This window comes from Corallococcus sp. AB049A (assembly GCF_003668885.1).
Lineage (GTDB): Bacteria > Myxococcota > Myxococcia > Myxococcales > Myxococcaceae > Corallococcus > Corallococcus interemptor.
Genome location: NZ_RAWL01001094.1, coordinates 1 through 449 on the forward strand (window position 1 = coordinate 1; position 449 = coordinate 449).

Here is a 449-nt window from a genome sequence, read left to right on the forward strand (position 1 = left end):
CAATTGCAATTAAAACATTTTTTTTCATAATAGCGATTGTGATTACCTTCAATTAAAGAAGCAATGCGCGGTAATACTACATTCTTTACAAGATTTGGAATCAAGAAACGATCGTCATCTTTCGGGTCATCTGATCCATAGGAGCACAGCTCTTCAAACCACTTCATTTGAGTAAAATATGGGGGAAGAGATTGTGGTTTAGTGACTTCCATTGAAAAGGGATCCCACTCAAGCAAATCTAGTTTCACAAAAGGCTCAAATATGTGTGGCAAGACCGACGAAACGAATGCTCGCCTTGAGAGGTTAGAAAATGAAAAAATCTATCAAATTTGCATACTTGTAAGCTTTGGGATAGTTTCGTTTCCAAATTTCTAGATGGGATTTGATAACTGACAGTGAGGAAAACTCGGAATCAACATCATCAAAGATTTGGCTAGCTTGCTTTAGAA

Annotated in this window: 1 protein-coding gene; it reads right to left on the reverse strand. The window is 37.0% G+C overall.

All coding sequences use genetic code 11. The features are described 5' to 3' along the window. A partial coding sequence (locus D7X55_RS45135; RefSeq protein ID WP_233610456.1) for a hypothetical protein occupies window positions 1-248 on the reverse strand: 248 nt, incomplete at its 3' end. Between the last annotated feature and the right edge of the window lie 201 nt (window positions 249-449).